Raw genomic sequence first — 18114 nt, forward strand, 5'->3', positions numbered from 1 at the left:
GGTCAGGGCGCGATGAGTTGGCGCATCACGGTGTAGAGGTCCATCACGGCCAGCGCGAGCGGCAGCACGGAGGCGATCAGGACCCCTTCCAGCACGTCCACGGTGCGGCGCAGCACCGGCGAGAACTTCTGGTTGGGGAAGATCACGCCGAGCACCAGCGCGCCCGCCGCGACGACGACCAGCGCGCCGAACACGTACAGCAGCCGGGTCGTCGGGCTGGCGCCCATCATCCAGCCGAGCAGCACTCCCGCGCCCGCGACCATGCCGCTGGCCAGCAGCGCCACGGCCTGCGCGCCGTTGGCGTAGGCCCGGCCGCGCAGCAGCAGGACGAGGGTCACGACGCCCGCCAGCAGCGGGCCCCAGATCGAGTCGTCGGAGGCGGCGATGACGGCGGAGACCGCCGCGACCGTGCCGCTGCCGATGATCATGCCGGTCATGTACTCGTGCGCGGTGGCGGTGCGCCGCTCGATCACGGCGTACTCGGGGAAGCCGGTGTCCTCCTTGAGGTCCTCGGCGTTGCCGGGCACGATCGGCCGGGGCAGGCCCGCGAGCGAGATCGTCAACCGCGGCAGGCCGGACAGGGCCGCCAGCGAGACCGCCGCGGCGGCCGCGGCGATGCCCGCCGACGGGTGCGCGATCAGCGTGGCGAAGAGGAAGGCGATGGCGCCGAGGCCCGCGGCCGTCGCGACGCCCACGAACACCGTGATCTCCTGGCCGATCAGCATGATCGCGGCCGAGGCGAAGATCAGCACCAGCACGCTGGCCAGCAGCAGGTTCGGCCTGCCGACCGAGCCGGGCACGATGTAGAGGCCGGAGACGAACGCCATCGGCAGCGCCCCGGCCGCGGCGATCAGCACCCCGGTGTCGACCGCGTTGTACGAGCGGGCCACGACCGTGCCCGCGGCGAGCGCCGCGACGGCCGTGACACCGGCGGTGATGGCGACCGGGAGGCTGCTGCCGCCGGTCATCGCGCCCGCCATCAGCAGCGACACGGCGGCGGCGATCAGCGCCAGCGCGCCCGCGATGTGGCCGTACCGGCGGGCCGTCTCCTTGGTCCACGGGCGGAAGCTGTCCGGGTTGGACTCCGCGATGGCGTCCACCACGTCGTCGAACAGCGGGGGCGGCGGGTTCTCGTTGCGCCGCCGGAGCTGGAGCAGGTCGCCGTCGACGACGCCGAGCGACGCGAGCGTCCTGCCGGGGTCGAGCGCGGCGTCGCCGAGCTTCGCCAGGCACCAGCCGCCGTGCCGCACACCGCCGTCCGGAGTCGCCTCCTTGGCCATGTCCAGCAGCATCGGCAGCAGGTCGGCCACCGCCACGTCGGCGGGCAGTGCGACGTCGATGCGCGTTCGCGGCGCCACCACCGTCACCCGGCTGAACACCGTCGTACCGGTCGCCACCAGTACCTCCTGAGTTTCCGTTTTCGCCCCGAACACGCACACCGGCCCGGCGAGCGACCCTAGTATGGCCGCACCGGTCACGCGCGCACCGCCGGTTCGGGGGAACACGTTCGTCCGGTTTTTCCGTCGACCCGAGTCCGCCGTGCGGACGAGTGCGCCATAGTGTCGGTGAAGTGCTGGTGGCGGTCCCGCGACGCGGAGCGGGAATGCGCCGAGCGGTTGTTCGACATCGACTCGAAGAGGTGCCTGTTAGGTGAGCACGCTGCAGTTCAAGCGAACGCCACGCCTTGCCGCCCCACGGCCGCCCGGCGGTGAGGTGCACCTCGAACCGCCGCCGGAGGTGCCGAGGATCATTCCCGGCAACATCATGATGAAGGCGCTGCCCGCCGTCATGATCGCGTCCTCGCTCGGGATGATGGCGCTGATGTTCAGCACGGGTTCCCGTGCGCCCGCCGCCATGATCATGCCGGGCATGATGATGATCTCGACCGTCGGCATGATGGCGGGCGGCATGGGCGGTGGAAAAGGCCAGAAGAAGGCCGAGATGAATGAGGACCGCAAGGATTACCTGCGGTACCTCGGACAAATGCGGGACCGCGCCCGTGAAGCCGCCGACGAGCAGCGCGCGGAACGCGAATGGGTCCACCCGGACCCGCAGATGCTGTGGTCGCTCGCCACCACCCGCCGCATGTGGGAGCGCAGGCAGAACGACCCGGACTTCTGCCACCTGCGCGCGGGCCGCGGCTCGCAGCGGCTGGCCACCCGGCTCGTGCCGCCGCAGACCGGGCCCGTCGAGGAGCTCGAACCGATCGCCACCCTGGCGCTGCGCCGCTTCGTGCGCGCCCACTCGCTCGTGCCCGAGCTGCCGATCTCCATCGCGCTGCGCGGGTTCGCCGCGGTCGGCCTGATCGGCGACATCGAGGTCAAACGCGGTCTGGCCCGCGCCCTGCTGGCCCAGCTCGCCACGTTCCACTGCCCGGACGACCTGCTGATCGCCGTCGTCACCGCGGGCCGCACCAAGGCCCAGTGGGAGTGGACGAAGTGGCTGCCGCACGTGCAGCACCCGACGATCGTCGACGGCATCGGCCAGATGCGGATGATGGCGGGCTCGCTCGGCGAGGTCGAGCAGATGCTGGACGAGCAGCTGCGCGACCGCCAGCGGTTCACCCGCAACGCCCCGCCGCCCGCCGACCAGCCGCACGTCGTGATCGTGATCGACGACGGCGACGTGACCCGCGAAGAGCAGATCCTGCTCGAAGAGGGCCTGGTCGGCGTGACGCTGCTGGACCTGTCCGAGTCGCTGGGCAACCTGACCGCCCGCCGCGGCCTGCGGCTGGTGATCGAGGACGACAAGCTCGGCGCCCGCAGCGCCAGCGGCGTCGAGTGGTTCGGCCGCCCGGACTGGCTGAGCGTGGTCGAGGCCGAGGCGCTGGCCCGCCGCCTCTCGCCGTACCGGGTCGGCGGCGTCGACACCGGCGGCAGCGAGGAGGACCCGCTGTCGATGAGCAACAACCCGCCGCTGCTGGAGTTCCTCGGCATCCCCGGCGACCCGATGACGTTCGACGTGCAGCAGGCGTGGCGGCCCCGGCCGGTGCGCGACCGCTACCGGGTGCCGTTCGGCATCGGCGAGTTCGGTCAGCAGGTCGAGCTGGACATCAAGGAATCCGCGATGGAGGGCATGGGCCCGCACGGCCTGTGCATCGGCGCGACCGGTTCCGGGAAATCGGAGTTCCTGCGCACCCTCGTGCTGGGCATGCTGGCCACGCACTCGTCGACCTCGCTCAACATGATCCTGGTCGACTTCAAGGGTGGCGCGACGTTCCTTGGCCTGGACAAGGCCCCGCACGTCGCCGCGACGATCACCAACCTCGCGGGCGACCTGACGCTGGTCGACCGCATGAAGGACGCCATCGCGGGCGAGGTGTCGCGGCGCCAGGAGGTGCTGGCGAAGGGCAACTACAAGAACGTCTGGGACTACGAGAAGGCCCGTGAGAACGGCGCCGACCTCGACCCGCTGCCCGCGCTGTTCATCTGCATCGACGAGTTCTCCGAGATGCTGACGGCGAAGCCGGACTTCATCGACATCTTCCTCCAGATCGGCCGCGTCGGCCGGTCCCTCCAGATCCACATGCTGCTCGCGTCGCAGCGCCTGGAGGAGGGCAAGCTGCGCGGCCTGGACACGTTCCTGTCCTACCGGATCGGCCTGAAGACGTTCTCCGCGGCGGAATCCCGCGCCGCGATCGGCGTGCCCGACGCGTACGAGCTGCCGCCCATCCCCGGCTCCGGCTACCTGGGCATCCAGGGGTCGCCGCTGGTCCGGTTCAAGGCGCTCTACGTGTCCGGCCCGTACCGGCCAGCCGGTCTCCAGGCCGCGGGCCCGTCCGCCGCGGTCAGCGGCGACAAGCGGCCGCGCTACTTCGTGCCGGACTACATCGAGATCCCCAAGGAGCCGATCCGGCCCGTTCAGCCGGTCGTCGAGGAGAAGAAGGACGACAGCAACGAGCCCAGCCAGCTCGAGGTCATCGTCAAGAAGCTCGTCGGCCAGGGCCCGCCCGCGCACGAGGTGTGGCTGCCGCCGCTGAACGAGCCGCCGTCGCTGGACACGCTGCTGCCGCCGTTGCAGCCCACCGAGGACCGCGGCCTCACCTCGCCCGGCTTCTTCACCAACGGCAAGCTCCAGGTCGCGATCGGCGTCGTGGACAAGCCGTTCGAGCAGCGCCGCGACCTGCTGTGGGCGGACTTCTCCGGCGCGGCCGGGCACGGCGCGATCGTCGGCGGCCCGCAGTCGGGCAAGTCGATGATGCTGCGCACGCTCATCACGTCGATGGCGCTCACGCACACCCCGCAGGAAGCGCAGTTCTACTGCCTCGACCTCGGCGGCGGCACGCTCGCCGCGCTGGAGCGGATGCCGCACGTCGGCGGCTTCGCCAGCCGGTTGGACGTGGACAAGGCGCGGCGCATGGTCGCCGAGCTGTCCGGGCTGATCTCCGAGCGCGAGCAGCGGTTCCGCGCGCAGGGCATCGACTCCATGGTCGAGTTCCGCAACCGCAAGCGGCGCGGCGAGATCAAGGACGACCAGTTCGGCGACGCGTTCCTGATCGTCGACGGCTGGATGAACTTCCGCCAGGAGTTCGAGTCCCTCGAACCGCAGGTGCAGGCGTTGGCGGCGCAGGGGTTGTCGTACGGCGTGCACGTCGTGATCGCGGCGAACCGGTGGGCGGAGATCCGCCCGGCCATGAAGGACCTGCTGGGCACGAGGTTCGAACTGCGCCTCGGCGACCCGTCGGAGTCCGATGTGGACCGCAAGGTCGCCGTGAACATCCCGCCCGGCAGGCCCGGTCGCGGGTTGTCGCCGCAGAAGCTGCACTTCCTCACGGCGCTGCCCCGCATCGACGCCTCGTCGGACCCGACGAACGTCGCGCAGGGCATCGGCGACCTGATCGCGAAGGTGACGCAGGCGTGGCGCGGCCCGCACGCCCCGTCCGTCCGCCTGCTGCCGGACCTGCTGCCGTACCAGCAGTTCATGGCCCAGGTCGAGCAGGTCAGGCCGAACCGCGGCCACCTCGTGCCGATCGGCGTGGACGAGGACGAACTGGCCCCGGTGTACCTCGACTTCGACAACGACCCGCACTTCATGTCGTTGGCCGACGGCGAGTCCGGCAAGACGGGCATGCTCCGCGCGATCGTGCGCGGCATCATGACCCACTACACGTCGTCCGAGGCGCTGATCATGCTGGTGGACTACCGCCGCACGATGCTGGGCTTCATCGACACCGACCACCTGCTCAGCTACGCGGTGTCCTCCGCGCAGCTCACGGACCTGGTCAAGGACATCAGGACGTCGATGCTCGGCAGGCTCCCCGGCCCGGACGTCACGCAGGACCAGCTGCGCAACCGGTCCTGGTGGAAGGGCCCCGAGCTGTTCGTCGTCATCGACGACTACGACCTCGTGGCGCCGCAGGGCGGCCAGAACCCGTTGCAGCCGTTGGCGGAGTTCATCCCGCAGGCCAAGGACGTCGGCCTGCACATCATCGTGGTCCGCCGCATGGGTGGCGCCTCGCGCGCCATGTTCGACCCGATCCTCGGCAAGCTGAAGGAGATCGCGTCGCCGTTCATGGTCGGCAGCGGCTCCAAGGAGGAGGGCAACATCGTGGGCAACCTCAAGGCGTCGCCCCAGCCCCCCGGCCGGGGCACCCTGGTCACCCGCAAGAACGGCCAGCAGCGCATCCAGTTCTCCTGGGTCGACCCGGAGTAGGGCGCTCCCGAACGGACGAAGGGCCCGCACCTCGTGATGAGGTGCGGGCCCTTCGCCGTCGGCCGGTCGGGGGTCGGCCTACCCCGAAAGCCCGCGGACCCGGCCGGTGGGGGAGCACAAGCCGGGACAGCGGGCGTTCGGCGTTCTCACGCTCGTCACCGCAACGCTCCCGGAATGTGGGAACCACCCCCCTCGGGACTCCCAAACCCGTTCGCGTCTCCAGCGGAAAACCCGGTTCCCCCCTACCAAGGCAACCTCTGTTTCCGCTGGTGGCAACTCTGCCGCGGTGAACGAGACCTACTCTGCCGGGCGCCGCTCACACAACGCTCACACTCCTGCCACGGCGGGACCGGTTGTCATATGCTGGTCTCGATCAGGGGGAATGTGAGTGATTGTCGAGTTACGGGTTTTCGCACCGTTCGGAGTCGTGGTGGGGGAAAGCGGATGCACCTCGACCGTGCCCGGAGGTCGTCGATGACCACCGAGTACCGCGTTCTTGGCCCACTGGAGGTCGTGCACGACGGTGTTCCCGTCCCGCTGCCGTCCGGCAGGGCGCGAGTGTTGTTGGCGTCGTTGTTGTTGCGCGCCAACGAGGTCGTACCGGTGGACGAGCTGGTCGACCGGCTCTGGGACGGCGCCCCGCCGACCCCGGCCAGGGCCAAGGCCTCCCTGCACATGGTGGTGTCCCGGTTGCGGCAGTCGCTTGGCGCGGCCGACAGCGTTCGCACCGAGGTCGACGGCTACCGCGTCGAGATCGACCCCGACCGCCTCGACCTGCACCGGTTCCGCGCCCTCGTCGACGCGGGGCGGTGCGCGGAGGCCCTGGAGCTGTGGCGCGGCTCGCCGCTGTCCGATGTCGCGTCCGACTCCTTGCGTCGAGATGAAGTCCCGGCGCTGTTGGAGGAACGGGTCGAGGCGCTCGAACGCCGCGTCGACGCCGACCTGGAGTCGGGCTCGTTGACCGGTCTCGCCGCTGAACTCCGCGCCCTGACCCAGCGGTATCCGCTCCGCGAGCGCTTCTGGGCCCAGCTCATGACCGTCCTCTACCGCACCAGCAGGCAGGCCGAGGCCTTGGCGGCCTACCGCGACGTGAGCGCGGTGCTGGCCGACGAGTTGGGCGTCGATCCCGGTCCGGAGTTGCGTGACCTCCAGCGGCTCGTGCTCGCGGGCGAACCCCTCGCTCCCGCCGAGGTCGTCACCGCCACCGTGCCCCGCCAGTTGCCGCCCGCCGTGGCCAGCTTCTCTGGCCGGGCCGAAGACCTCGCCGTGCTGGACGGGCTCTTGGCGGGCGGCTCGGCGCCCGCGGTCGTCATCTCGGCCATCGCGGGGTCCGGCGGCGTCGGCAAGACCGCGCTGGCCGTCCACTGGGCGCACAGCGTCCGCGACCGGTTTCCCGACGGCCAGCTCTTCGTCAACCTGCGCGGTTACGACCTCGAACGCCCGATGACGGTCCAGGAGGCCCTCGCGAGGCTGCTGCGGGGGCTGGGGGTCGACCCCGGCTCCATCCCCGCGGAGACAGCGGACCAGACGAACCTGTTCCGCTCGCTGACGGCAGACCGGCGGATGCTGGTAGTGCTCGACAACGTTTCGGCTCCGGAGCAGGTCCGCCCGCTGCTGCCGTCGACCCCGACCTGCCTGGTCGTCGTCACCAGCCGCAGCGACCTGCGTGGCCTGGCCGTCCTGGACGACGCCCACGTGCACCGGTTGGGCACGCTGCCGCCCAACGAGGCCTACGCCCTCCTCGCGCGTGTCCTGGGCGCCGACCGGGCCTCGGCGGAGCCGGACGCAGTGGCGCGGCTGGCCGCGGCGTGCGGCCACCTGCCGCTCGCGCTGCGCATCGCGGCGGCGGACCTGGCCTCGCAGCCCCGCACAGCGGTCGCCGACTACGTGGCCGCCCTCGAGTCCGCTGACGTGCTGGAGGTGCTCGCCGTCCCCGGTGACCCGGACGCCGCCGTGCTGACCGCGTTCCGCGGGTCGTACGCGGCGTTGGACGAGGAGACCCGCCTGGTGTTCCGCAGGCTTGGGCTCGTGCCGGGGGCGACCTTCACCGACCACGCCGCGGCGGTGCTCGGTGAACTGCCGCTCGTTCGGGCCCGCCGAGTCGTCGCCCACCTCGTCAGCGTGCACTTGGTGGAGCGGCGCGACGACGGTCGCTTCGCGCTGCACGACCTCCTCCGGCTGTACGCGCTCGACAGGGCGGTCGAGGAGGACGGGGCCGACGGGTGCGAGGGATCACGCGCACGGCTGCACGACTGGTACCTCCGCATGGTCGACGACGCGGCGACCATGCTGTACTCGGACGTCAACCGCCTCTCGATCAGGCCTGTCACCCTCCACCTGCCGGAAGTCGTGCACGACGGCAACACCGGCGCGTTGGCCTGGCTCGAAGCCGAGAAGGCCAACCTGGTCGCGGTGATCGGTCACACGGCCCAGCACGGTCCGCACCAGGTGGCGTGGCAGATGGCCAGTGGCCTGTCCTGGCACTTCTTCGAGACGCGGGACGACGCGCTGTGGGCGTTGTCGCTGGCGGGTGGCAAGGGGGCGGCGGAAGCCGCCGGTGATCGTCGGGCGTGGGCGGCCATGACTTCCGCACATGGCAACCTCACCTACGCGCAGGGCGATGTCGGCCTCGCGATCAAGGTCACCTCGGAGGCCGAAGCGGTCTATCGAGAGGTGGGCGAACTCGACCCGTGGGCGAGCACCATCCTCAACCTCGGTGTCTACCACCAGGTCACCGGTGATCTGGAACGAGCGGCCGACTGCTTCCGGCGCTCGCTGCAAGCCAAGACCCGACTCGGTTCCGTGTCGGGGCGAGCTACCGCGATCCTCAACCTCGGCTGCGTTTCCCTGGAACTGGGGCGGTACGACGAAGGAGCCAAGCAACTCTCCGACGCGCTCGACCTGTACCGCGACCTGAAGTCCCTGGGAGGCCAGATCACCGCGCACGTGAACCTTGCCGAAGCGCTCGTCGAACTGGGGGACCTGGAAGGAGGTCTGGCCCAGGCGTCCTGCGCGCTCGACCTCTCCGTCGAGTCGAGGGCGAGGCAACGTCTTCCCCAAGCACTGTGGCTCAGCGCCGAGGCCTTGTTGGAGTTGGGGCGGGTGGAAGAGGCTCGCACGCTCGTCGAGGAGGCGCTCGTCGGGATTCGGGAGATCGCGAGTCCCAAGGACGAGTCGGATTGCCATCGTGTCCTGGCCTTGGTCTCGCTGCACCTCGGCGATGCGCCCACGGCGGTCGACTACGCCGAGACCGCGTTGACCATGGCTGTGGACTGCGACTACATGCGCGGGGAGATCCAGTCCCAACTGATCATCGCGCGAGCGTTCCGGTCGATGGGGAAGGACGCGGAGGCGGTGCCGCACGCGGAGCGCGCGGTGGAACTGGCTCAGGACAGGAACATCCGCGTCGAACTCGGCGAGGCGCTGACGTCCCTCGCCGAGGCACGCCTCTTCGAGGGCGCGGCCGACGAGGCCGTCGCCTTGGCCTCGCGCGGTCTCGCGGTGCACCAGGAGACCGGGCAGCGGCTCGACGAGTCGAGGTCCCGCGAGGTGCTGGCGCGGTGCGAGCAGGTGAGGCGATGACCGTCGAGTTCGCCGTCCTCGGTCCGTTGGAGGTGCGCCTCGACGGCGTGCCGGTTCCGTTGCCGTCCGGGCGGAGTCGGGTGCTGTTGGCGACGTTGTTGTTGCGCGCCAACGTGGTCGTGTCGATCGACGAGCTGGTCGACCGGTTGTGGGACGGCTCGCCGCCCACTCCGGCGCGGGCGAAGTCGACGTTGCACATGGTGGTTTCCCGGCTGCGTCAGGCTTTGGGTGACGCCGACTGCGTGCGGACGTCCGCGGAGGGCTACTTCGCTTCCGTGGCACCGGGAACGCTCGATCTGCACCGCTTTCGGGCGCTGGTCGACGAGAAGCGGTTCGCCGACGCGCTCGCGCTGTGGCGGGGGCCGGTGCTGGCGAACGTGGCGTCGGACTCGTTGCACCGCGACGAGGTCGCGCCGCTGGTCGACGAGCGCCTCGAAGTCCTGGAACGGCGGATCGACGCCGATGTCGAGGCGGGCGCGCTCACCGGCCTGGTCGCGGAGCTGCGGGTGCTGACCCGGCAGCACCCGCTGCGGGAACGGTTCTGGGCGCAGCTGATGCTGGTCCTCTACCGCTCGGAGCAGCAGGCCGAGGCGCTGGCCGCGTACCGGGCGGTGAGCGGGGTGCTGGGCGAGGAACTGGGCATCGACCCCGGACCCGCGCTGCGCGACCTGCACGACCGGGTGCTCCGGTCCGACCCGGACCTCGCCGGGCCCCGACCTACGGCGGCACCGCGCCAACTGCCGTCCGGCACCACCCACTTCGTCGGCCGCTCCCAGGAGTTGGACCTGCTGGGCGGTCTGCTGGACTCGGCGGAGGCGGCGGGCGGCTCGGTGATCGTGTCCGCGGTGAACGGCACCGGCGGCGTCGGCAAGACGACGTTGGCGCTGCACTGGGCGAACCGGATGAAGGACCGCTTCCCCGACGGCCAGCTGTACGTCAACCTGCGCGGGTTCGACCCGCGGCGGGAACCGCTCGCCGCCGCCGACGCGCTGCGCGGGTTCCTCGGGGCGTTCATTGCCGATCCCAAGGGCATCCCGGACGACGGCGACGCGCAGGTGTCGCTCTACCGGAGCCTCCTGTCGACCAAGCGGGTGCTGGTCGTGCTGGACAACGCCCGCGACGCCGAACAGGTCCGGCCGCTGCTGCCGGGCAGCCCGACGTGCTTCACCGTGATCACCAGCCGGAACAGGCTGGAAGGCCTGGTCGTGACAGACGACGCGTCTCTCCTGGCACTCGACGTGCTCGACGACGCCGAGTCCCTGGCGCTGCTGGGTCGCCGGATCGGCACCGCGGCCCTGACCGCCGAACCCCAGGCCGTGGAACGGATCGTCGCCCTGTGCGGAGGCCTGCCGCTCGCCCTCGCCATCGTCGCCGCCCGCGTGGTCGCGAACCCGCGGTCGAGCCTGGCCACCATCGCCGACGAACTCTCCTCCGAGCAGGGCAGGCTCGACGTCCTGGACACGGGCGACCTCGCCACGAGCGTCCGCGGCGTCTTCTCCTGGTCCTACAAGCACCTCAGCGAACCGACCGCCAGGGTGTTCCGCGTGCTCGCCCTGCATCCGGGCGCGCACTTCGCCGTACCGGCGGTCGCGAGCGCGGCGGCCATCCCCATCGAGGCCGCGCGGGAAGCGCTGCTCGAACTGGTGCGGACGAACCTCCTGCTGAGCTTGGGCTCCGACCGCTTCCAGTACCACGACCTGCTGCGCATGTACGCCGCGGAGCTATCCAACGAGGTCGAGGACGCCGCCGAACGGCGGCTGGTGCAGAAACGCCTGTTCAGCCATTACCTGTACTCCGCCAACGCGGCCAAGATCATGGAGCTGGACTGGTTCACCCCGCACGAACCCATTCTGGACGGCGTCGTCGTCGTCGTGGGTGTCGGGTCCCAGGCGGAGGCGATGGAGTGGTACGAGGCAGAGCACAACACCCTCGCGTCGCTGCTGCGTCTCGCGATCTCCGGGCGCTTCTCCGAGTACGTCGATGTCTTGCAGAACGCCCTCTGGCTGTTCATGGACATGACGTCCCGGTGGGAGCAGACCGTGGCGTTGTCCGAACTGGTACTCGAGTACTTCGAGGAAGTGGAGGACCCGTACGAGTTCGCGCCCCGGATGAAGATCGACCTCGCGGCGTCGCATGGTCGGCGAGGGCGGTTCGAGAAGTCCATCGAGTACTCACGTGCGGTGCTGGACGCGGGGCACGAACGAGGTGAACTCCACCTCCAGCGCAAGGCGCTGAACAACATGGCGATGGCCTACACCGAACTCGGGCGCCACCAGGAGGCCGTCGAATTCGCCGAGGCCGCTCTGGAGGTCAGCTCCAGGGACCGTGGCGGCATGGGTAGGCGACTTGTGCTCAACACCCTGGCCATCATCTACGGGAGGTTGGGAGAACATGACAAGGCGGAAGGCTGCCTCCGCGAGGCCCTCGAGCTGAACCGGCTGCGTGACGACACCCATACGGTCAGCCAGAACCTGGTTGTCCTCGGCGAGACCTACTGCGAGCTGCGGAAGTGGGACCAGGCCAGAGAGGTCCTGGTGGAGGCGTTGGAGTTGAGCAGGGCCAATGGCAGTCGCTACAACGAGGCGACCAGTCTGTCCCTGCTCGGCGACGTCCGGGAGGCGGGTGGGGACGAGGCGGGCGCGGAGGTCTACCGCAAGCAGGCGCTCGACGTTTTCACCGAGTTGGACATGCCGGAAGCGCACGCCTTGAGGGCGAGACTCGTCGCGGCGGCCGGGGAGGCGTGATTGGCTATGCCTGCGCGGTCCAGGCCGGGGAGCGGCCGGACGAGGGGATGGGTATGAGCTTGCACGTCGCTGTCGACTTCGGCACGTCCAGCACCTGCGTCGCCCTGTCGGTGCACGGGCGGGAGCCGCAGGTCGTCGTGTTCGACGGGCAGCCGTTGGTGCCGTCCGCCGTGTTCGCGGCCGCCGACGGGACGTTGTTCGTCGGTCACGAGGCCGAGCGGCAGGCCGCTGTGGACCCGTCGCGGTACGAGCCGAACCCCAAGCGGCGGATCGACGAGGGCGAACTCCTGCTGGGCACGAGCGTGTTGCGGGTGTCGGACGTCGTGCGGGCCGTGTTGACCAGGGCCGTGGGGGAGGCTCGGCGGGTCGCGGGCGGGGTGCCCGTTGACCTGCTGGTGCTCACGCACCCGGCCGACTGGGGTGCGGTCCGGACCCGTGTGCTGCTCCAGGCCGCTAACGGGCTGGCGAACGAGGTGCGGCTGGTGCCGGAGCCGGTGGCCGCCGCCGTCTTCCACTCCGCAGGCCACGCGATGGCCGAAGGGTCGACGTTGGCCGTGCTCGACCTCGGGGCGGGGACGGTGGACGCCACGGTGATCAGCCGCCAAGGCGGCGCGTTCCGGGTGCTGGCGACCAAGGGGGACCAGAGCTTCGGCGGCGCGGACGTCGACCAGATGCTGCTGGAGCACCTCGGCTCCCAGGTGCCGCCCGCCGAGCGCGAGGCCTGGCAGCAGCTCGTGGAAGGCCAGGCGCTCGCCGACCGGCGTCGTCGCCGAGTGCTGCGGCAGGACGTGCGCGGGGCCAAGGAGACGTTGTCGCGGCACGCGTACACCGACGTGCCGATGCCGCCCCCGTTTCGGGACGCGCACGTGACCCGCGGCGACCTGGAGCGGCTGATCAGCTCGCCGCTCAACCGCGCGGTCGCGCTGGTGCTCGGGGCGGTCCGCAACACCGGGTTGAACCCCCGGCAGCTCACCGGGATCTTCCTGGTCGGCGGGTCGAGTCGGATCCCGATGGTGGCGCGGTTGGTCATGGAGCAGTCCGGGGTCGTGCCGACGAGCATCGACCAGCCGGAAACCGTGGTCGCGCGGGGAGCGCTGCGGGCAGTGCGGGTGGAGTCGGCTCCTAGACCACTGGTCCCTGTTCCCGAGGAGAGCACCCGCAAGATCACCCGACGGATCGGCGCGGCCGAGACCCAGCAGGCGGTCGAGGCCTACCGCGCCGCGTACCCGGCAACCCCCGCACCGGGATTTCCCCCGCCAACGCAGTTCCCCGTGGTGAAGATTCCGGCGAAACGTCGATCGCGCGTCCCGTTCTTCATCGGCGGCGCGGTTCTGCTGGTCGTGGTGATAGGGGCTTCGGTCGCCTACGCGCTCAATTCGGACAACGGATCGCCCGAAGCGGGACCGAGCACGACGCAGAGCACGCCGTCCGGAAAGCAGATTTCCATCTACGACTACAGCTTCACCGCGCCCGTCGAATGGGAGCAGAGCGGCGGCGATCCGACAACGCGGAAGGTGCAGGTCCGGCCGATCGGCGGGGATTCGACGAAGGACGTCATAGCGGTTCAGGAACAACAGCTGACCTATGACAGCAGCGCGAATCGCGATCGGGCCGTCGACGAACTCCGCACCGAGTACGACAAGGCGAAGAACCTCGCCGATTTCACCCCGTCGACCCGCTTCGGCGACAAGGATGTCGTGCACTACAGGGAACGGCCGCAAGGCCTGACCATCGACTGGTACATCGTGCTCAAGGGCAAGGCTCAGGTCAGCGTGGGCTGCCAGTACACGCCGACGGGCGAGCAGAAGGTGCGCACGGCGTGTGAGCAGGTGGTCAGGTCGATGGCCGTGACGAGCTGATCGAGCAGGAGGGTTCGGCATGACCTCGGAAGCGTTTGCCAGGTTCCGCGCGGACCTCGCGGCGGCCGTCACCAGGGGTCGGAGGGCCGCCGCCGACGCCGGGGCGCGCAACGGCCGGGCCCGCGACCGCAACCGGGAGCTGGCCGAGCAGGCCAGGAGTCGCACGCCCGCGCCGGGCGTGGAAGCCACGTCGCCGGACGTCCGCCGGGTGGCCAACGGGTTCCGCGAGGAGCGCGGGCTGCCCGTCGAAAAGCTGCCCGAGGCGACAGAAGCGTTTGCTCCTGAAAAGTCTGTCGACGCGAATGCAAATGTTCCGAGTTCTCGTCCGGCACCCGGTCCGCGGGGTCAACTTCCCCGTGCGGGTGACGATGACGAGGACTTTTCGCAAGGGCAAATCCTCTACTGACCGTCACGGGTTCACCCGGTGCCGTTCACTAGAGCAACTGTTTCGAGCGAAGTCGCGACAGGGTGGAACCGGCATGGCACTGTGTCCGTCGTAGGGGCAGTGCAAGCCGAGAACGTGCGGCCCGATGAAACATCTAAGTAGGGGGTTTTACCGATGGCCAAGTTTTCAACCGGTAGCCAGGAACTCCTGACCGCGGGTCAGGACATCGTCAACACCGGCGACCAGATCGACGGCATCCTGAAGAACCTGAACAGCATCATCGATGGCATCGGCGGCCAGTGGCAGGGTAACGCCAAGAGCGCCTTCGACACGCTGAACCTCCGGTTCGACGAGGACGCGAAGAAGCTGAACCAGGCGCTGAAGGAAATCGCCGAGCAGATGACCGGCGGCGCGAACCTGTACATCCAGCAGCAGGAAGAGCAGGCGCAGGCGATGAGCAACGTTGCAAACCGCCTCGGCGGCGGCAGCTGATTCTCGACTCCCGCTCGACCATTCCAGCTTCTCACCGTTAACAGGACTTGGGGAATTTCATGAGCGACCAGCACATTGCCGTCGATTTCGCGCAGTTGGAGGGCCTCGCAGGCGACATCAGCTCCCAGGCGAGCACCCTCGAGAGCACCCTCGAAGACTTGAAGGGCCGCATCGCGCCCGTCGTCGCGCAGTGGGACGGTTCCGGTGGGGCCGCCTACGCCGCCGCCCAGAAGAAGTGGGACGACGCCGCGCTCGACCTCCAGCAGGTGCTCGCGCAGATCGCCACCGCCGTCCGCGCTGCGGGCGAGGCCTTCCAGCAGGGCGAGCAGCAGAACACCGCCCGCTGGGGCGGCTGAGCACTCTCGTCACCCAGCGTGACCTCGCGGGCCCCGGAACCTCCACGGTTTCGGGGCCCGCGCACGTTCCGAACGCCGGTTCACGGGGGCCGTTTTGACCCGGCCATGACCCAACCGGTATCTTCCTACGTTGTTGTGCGGTATCCGGTGCGACATTGCGCGCCGCGTGTGTTCTGGTCCACTTGCCCAGCTCGTTCTCGAGGGGCAATCCGGCCTGGAGCAGCCGCCGCAATGTCCACCAGACGCAAGTGACGACGAGGTAGATCCGTGCGCACGTACAGCCCGAAGGCCGGCGAGGTGACCCGCGCCTGGCATGTGATCGACGCCCAGGACGTGGTGCTCGGTCGGCTCGCCACCCAGGCCGCGACGCTGCTGCGCGGCAAGCACAAGCCGACTTATGCCCCGCATGTCGACACTGGCGACTTCGTCGTCATCATCAATGCTGACAAGGTTGCCCTGACCGGCAACAAGCGGGACCAGGAGTTCGTCTACCGCCACAGCGGTCACCCGGGCGGTCTGCGCAAGCAGTCGTTCGGTGAGGTGCTTGACACCCGCGCTGACCGGCTCGTCGAGAAGGCCATCAAGGGCATGCTGCCCAAGAACCGCCTCGGCAGCGTGATCGGCAGCAAGCTGAAGGTCTACAGCGGCCCTGAGCACCCCCACGCAGCGCAGCAGCCGCAGCCCTTCGAGATCACCAAGATCGCCCAGTGACCGGCGACGAGCACACCGAGGAAGTCACTGTGACCACCCCTGAGAACGAAGTCGAGGCCGTCGAGACCGACGTCGTCGTCGACGACGCCGTTGAGGCCGACGACGCCACCGAGGTCGAGGCCGTTGAGGCCGACGCCGACGAGACCGACGCCGAAGAGGCCGAGGTCGAGGTCGCGCCCGTCGTCAAGCACTCGCTGAACGGTGCCCACCACCTCGCGCAGACCGTCGGTCGGCGCAAGGAGGCCATCGTCCGCGTGCGCCTCGTGCCCGGCACCGGCAAGTTCACGCTGAACGGCAAGTCCCTCGAGCAGTACTTCCCCAACAAGGTGCACCAGCAGCTCATCCGTGAGCCCCTGGTCACCACGGAGAAGCCCGAGACGTTCGACGTGCTCGCCACCCTGCGTGGCGGCGGCACCACCGGCCAGGCCGGTGCGCTGCGCCTCGCCATCGCGCGTGCGCTGATCGCGATCGACATCGAGGACCGCCCGGTCCTCAAGAAGGCCGGCTTCCTCACTCGTGACCCGCGGGTCAAGGAGCGCAAGAAGTACGGTCTGAAGAAGGCCCGCAAGGCGCCGCAGTACAGCAAGCGCTGATCGAGCCCAGTTCTACCCTGCGGGAGCAGCCAGTTCTTCACCGAACTGCTGCTCCCGCAGTGCTTTCCGGCCCCTTTTGCTGTGCGGTTGATCACGGAGGACCCTCGGATCATGGCTCGCCTGTTCGGCACCGACGGAGTACGCGGTCTCGCCAATGCGGACCTCACCCCCGAACTGGCACTGTCCGTGGCCGCCGCCGCGGCGCGGGTGCTCGCCGAGCACGATCGAACGCACCGGCCGGTGGCACTGGTGGGTCGTGACCCCCGTGCCAGCGGCGAGATGCTGGAGGCCGCGGTCGTCGCCGGTCTCAGCTCCGCGGGCGCGGACGTGCTGCGGGTCGGCGTGCTGCCGACGCCCGCCGTCGCGTTCCTGGTCGCCGCGCTCGGCGCGGACGTCGGCGTGATGATCTCCGCGTCGCACAACGCCATGCCGGACAACGGCATCAAGCTGTTCGCCGCCGGTGGCCACAAGCTCCCCGACTCGGTCGAGGACGAGATCGAGCAGAAGATGCTCACCCACGACGGCCGCCCGACGGGTGCCGCCATCGGTCGGGTTCGCGACGTCGAGGACGCGGAGGTCCAGTACGTCGAGCACCTGCTCAAGATCACCCCGCACCGCCTCGAGGGCATCAAGGTCGTCGTGGACTGCGCCAACGGCGCCGCCTCGATCGCCGCGCCGGACGCCTACCGCCGCGCGGGCGCCGAGGTCGTGGAGATCAACTCCACTCCGGACGGTCTGAACATCAACGACAACTGCGGGTCGACGCACCTCGACGTGGTGCGCGCCGCGGTCCTCGAGCACGGCGCCGACCTGGGCATCGCGCACGACGGCGACGCCGACCGCTGCCTGGCCGTGGACGCGCAGGGCAACGAGATCGACGGCGACCAGATCATGGCCGTCATCGCGGTCGCCATGCGCGACGCGGGCGAGCTGACCGACAACACGCTCGTCGCCACGGTCATGAGCAACCTCGGGCTGCACATCGCCATGCGCGAGCAGGGCATCGCGCTCCGCACGACCGGGGTGGGCGACCGGTACGTGCTGGAGGAGCTGCGGGCCGGTGGCCTCGCGCTCGGCGGCGAGCAGTCCGGTCACGTCGTGCTCCCCGCGCACGCCACGACCGGTGACGGCCTGCTGACGGCGTTGCGGCTGATGGCGCGGATGGCGGAGACCGGCAAGTCCCTCGCCGAGCTGGCGGGCGTGATGAGCAGGCTGCCGCAGGTCCTGATCAACGTCCGTGTGTCGGACAAGGCCGTGGTGGCGAAGGACACGTCGGTCAGCGACGCCGTGGCCGAGGTGTCCGCCGAGCTGGGCGACACCGGTCGTGTGCTGCTGCGCCCGTCGGGCACGGAGCAGCTCGTCCGGGTGATGGTCGAGGCCACCAGCCACGAGGTGGCCGAGTCCGCCGCGCGCAGGCTCGCCGGTGTGGTTTCCTCGGTCCACTGATCTCGGAGTTGGGGGCTGGCGGCTGTGGTCAATCTGGTGCTGGGGTTCGTCGTCGGGCTGGCCGTGGGCGGTGGTGGCGTCTTCGCCATCACCAAGGCCAAGGCGCAGCAGCAGCGGCAGTTCCCGCCGCCCAACCAGGGCTTTCCGCCGCCCAACCAGGGCTTTCCGCCGCCGAACCAGGGCTTCCCGCCCCAGCAGCCGGGCTACCCGCCGAACCAGGGCCAGCAGCCGCCCCGCCAGTGGTGATCCGCTGCCGACCGCGCCCGGTCGCTGTTTACTAAGGCAACCGACTGG

12 protein-coding genes are annotated in these 18114 nt (G+C 69.9%); 11 read left to right on the top strand and 1 reads right to left on the bottom strand.

What is annotated here, in order from left to right:
- Positions 1-2: 2 nt before the first annotated feature.
- Positions 3-1397 carry a type VII secretion integral membrane protein EccD gene (gene eccD / locus ACFWW9_RS06010; RefSeq protein WP_390372068.1) on the bottom strand — a complete coding sequence of 465 codons (1395 nt, stop codon included), beginning with the start codon at positions 1395-1397 and terminating at the stop codon, positions 3-5.
- Positions 1398-1650: 253 nt separating this feature from the next.
- Between eccD and eccCa the strand changes: the two genes are divergently transcribed.
- The 11 genes from eccCa (at position 1651) to ACFWW9_RS06065 (ending at position 18066) form a co-directional block, all read left to right on the top strand.
- A complete protein-coding gene (eccCa, locus tag ACFWW9_RS06015; RefSeq protein WP_390372071.1) occupies positions 1651-5652 on the top strand; it encodes a type VII secretion protein EccCa in 4002 nt (1333 codons plus the stop codon).
- A gap of 474 nt (positions 5653-6126) precedes the next feature.
- On the top strand, positions 6127-9234 hold the full coding sequence (locus tag ACFWW9_RS06020; protein ID WP_390372073.1) for a BTAD domain-containing putative transcriptional regulator: 3108 nt from the start codon (positions 6127-6129) through the stop codon (positions 9232-9234).
- Entirely contained in the window at positions 9231-11978 is a 2748-nt protein-coding gene (locus ACFWW9_RS06025) for a BTAD domain-containing putative transcriptional regulator (protein ID WP_390372076.1), read from the top strand. The genes ACFWW9_RS06020 and ACFWW9_RS06025 overlap by 4 nt, the downstream gene beginning before the upstream one ends.
- A 53-nt stretch (positions 11979-12031) precedes the next feature.
- Positions 12032-13837, top strand: a complete 1806-nt coding sequence (locus tag ACFWW9_RS06030; protein ID WP_390372079.1) for a type VII secretion-associated protein — start codon at positions 12032-12034, stop codon at positions 13835-13837.
- Between the two features lie 19 nt (positions 13838-13856).
- Positions 13857-14243: a hypothetical protein gene (locus ACFWW9_RS06035; protein WP_390372082.1), complete on the top strand. Its 387-nt coding sequence runs from the start codon at positions 13857-13859 to the stop codon at positions 14241-14243.
- Between the two features lie 153 nt (positions 14244-14396).
- Positions 14397-14714: a WXG100 family type VII secretion target gene (locus ACFWW9_RS06040; RefSeq protein ID WP_390372086.1), complete on the top strand. Its 318-nt coding sequence runs from the start codon at positions 14397-14399 to the stop codon at positions 14712-14714.
- Positions 14715-14773: 59 nt separating this feature from the next.
- On the top strand, positions 14774-15070 hold the full coding sequence (locus tag ACFWW9_RS06045; protein WP_390372088.1) for a WXG100 family type VII secretion target: 297 nt from the start codon (positions 14774-14776) through the stop codon (positions 15068-15070).
- A gap of 267 nt (positions 15071-15337) precedes the next feature.
- Entirely contained in the window at positions 15338-15781 is a 444-nt protein-coding gene (gene rplM / locus ACFWW9_RS06050; protein WP_259627787.1) for a 50S ribosomal protein L13, read from the top strand.
- Positions 15778-16374 carry a 30S ribosomal protein S9 gene (rpsI, locus tag ACFWW9_RS06055; protein ID WP_390372092.1) on the top strand — a complete coding sequence of 199 codons (597 nt, stop codon included), beginning with the start codon at positions 15778-15780 and terminating at the stop codon, positions 16372-16374. Before rplM ends, rpsI begins: the two co-directional genes overlap by 4 nt.
- A 111-nt stretch (positions 16375-16485) precedes the next feature.
- Positions 16486-17820, top strand: coding sequence for a phosphoglucosamine mutase (gene glmM / locus ACFWW9_RS06060; protein ID WP_390372095.1), 1335 nt, complete (start codon positions 16486-16488; stop codon positions 17818-17820).
- Positions 17821-17856: 36 nt separating this feature from the next.
- Entirely contained in the window at positions 17857-18066 is a 210-nt protein-coding gene (locus tag ACFWW9_RS06065) for a hypothetical protein (protein WP_390372097.1), read from the top strand.
- The last annotated feature ends 48 nt before the right edge of the window (positions 18067-18114 follow it).

It is taken from the genome of Umezawaea sp. NPDC059074, assembly GCF_042738955.1.
Classification (GTDB): Bacteria; Actinomycetota; Actinomycetes; order Mycobacteriales; family Pseudonocardiaceae; genus Umezawaea.